The organism is Actinoplanes sp. NPDC048791 (assembly GCF_040650095.1).
Taxonomy (GTDB): domain Bacteria; phylum Actinomycetota; class Actinomycetes; order Mycobacteriales; family Micromonosporaceae; genus Actinoplanes.
Genome location: NZ_JBEZGQ010001397.1, coordinates 1 through 1,766, shown reverse-complemented (window position 1 = coordinate 1,766; position 1,766 = coordinate 1). Strand labels below are relative to the sequence as shown.

The 1,766-nt window shown below is 74.2% G+C and carries 2 protein-coding genes and 1 pseudogene; 2 read left to right on the top strand and 1 reads right to left on the bottom strand.

The annotated features are described in order from the left end of the window. Window positions 1-861: pseudogene (locus tag AB0C29_RS46735) on the top strand (RNA helicase); the annotation flags it as partial. 78 nt (window positions 862-939) lie between these two features. Then, window positions 940-1,404: a YfbM family protein gene (locus AB0C29_RS46730; RefSeq protein WP_360834609.1), complete on the top strand. Its 465-nt coding sequence runs from the start codon at window positions 940-942 to the stop codon at window positions 1,402-1,404. Here the strand turns inward: AB0C29_RS46730 and AB0C29_RS46725 are convergent. Next, the coding region (locus tag AB0C29_RS46725) for a substrate-binding domain-containing protein (protein WP_360834607.1) at window positions 1,387-1,766 on the bottom strand (380 nt) is incomplete at its 5' end. The two genes, AB0C29_RS46730 and AB0C29_RS46725, sit on opposite strands and share 18 nt — an antisense overlap.

Here is a 1,766-nt window from a genome sequence, read left to right as displayed (position 1 = left end):
CCCCGCTCGCCGGGCGCCCGCCGCGACCTGGCCGCCACGGTCAGCGCGACCGGCCTCGACCGGCACGGCTCGGGCAACGGCCGGCGCGGCCGGGGCAAGGCGGCACCCGGTGAGGACGCCGAGATCGCCCTGCTCAAGGTGCAGATGCGCCAGCACCCGTGCCACGCCTGCCCGGACCGCGAGGAGCACGCCCGCTTCGCTGAGCGCCGCCACCGCCTGTCCCGCGACACCGACGCGCTGCGCGACAAGGTGGCCGGGCGCACCGGCTCCCTGGCCCGCACGTTCGACCAGGTCTGCGCGGTGCTCGCCGGCCGCGGCTACCTGTCGGGCGACGGCGAGGTGACCGAGGCCGGCCGGATGCTGGGCCGGATCTGGACCGAGGCCGACCTGCTCGTCGCGGAGTGCCTGCGGCGGGGAGTCTGGGAGGGGCTGGCCCCGGAGGAGCTGGCGGCAGCGGTGTCCATGGTGCTGTTCGAGTCCCGCCGCGAGGGCGACGAACGCGCGTCGGTGCCCAAGGGCGCCACGACGGCGGCGGTGGACGCGTGCCACAAGCTGTGGGCCGAGATCGAGTCCGACGAGGCTGCGCACGGGCTGTCGCTGACCCGGGAGCCGGATCCGGGCTTCGTCTGGCCGATGTACCGGTGGGCGCGCGGGGAACCGCTGGCCCGGGTGCTGGCCAGCGGCAACAACTACGAGACGGACATGCCGGCGGGCGACTTCGTGCGCTGGGCGCGGCAGGTGCTGGATCTGCTGGCGCAGCTCAGGGACGCCTCGGCGGCCACGCCGGGGGTGCGGGAGACGGCTCGTAAGGCGATGACCGCGGTCAACCGGGGGGTGCTGGCTTACCAGACGGCGCTCTGAGCGATCGGCCGGGCCGGGTCGGGCGTTGGTCAGGCAGCGGGACTGGTCGCGGGGTTCTGGCAGACTGCGGGCGTGGGCATGATCTTCGAGGGCCGCCGCCTGACGGCCGAGCAGGTGGCGGAACTGACCGCCGATCCGTCGCTGACCGCCGGCCTTCTCGACCGCGAGGATGACGTCTTCGACCTCGACAAGGCCTGGCACGGCATCCACTTCCTGCTGACCGGCAGCTCCTGGGAGACCTCCCCGGGCGCCGGGGAAGCGGTGCTCGGCGGCGATCCGGTCGGCGACGATCTGGGCTACGGCCCGGCCCGGCTCCTGCCGGCGGAACGGGTCCAGCTGGTCGCCGCCGCCCTGCGCGAGGTGACCGCTGACTCGCTACGGACCCGCTTCGATCCGGCCGCCCTGCTCGCGGAGGGGATCTACCCCCAGGTCTGGGACGACGAGGACTTCGCGAACTACCTGCTGCCGAACTTCCTGAGCCTGCAGGCGTTCTATCTCGCCGCCGCGGAGGAGAAGCAGGCCGTCCTACTGGCCGTCACCTGACCCGGTGCTGTCACGGATCACCAGGTGGTGCGCGGCCACGATGCGGCGGGCCGGGCGGTCAGGGGGACGGGTGCCGAGGCGGTCGGCGAGACAGTTCAGCGCCTCGCGGGCGATCGCTTCCTTGTCCGGGGAGATCGTGGTCAGGGACGGGGTCGCGTACCGGCCGTCCTCGACGTCGTCGAAGCCCGCCACCGCCAGGTCCCGCGGGATCCGCAGGCCGCGCGCCAGCGCGACCTGCATCGCGCCGAGCGCCAGCTGGTCGCTGAAGCAGAACACCGCATCCGCCCGCGGCCCGGCGTCGAGCAGCCGGCTCATCGCCGCCGCACCGTCGGCCCGGTGCAGCCGGTCCACCGGGATCTCCA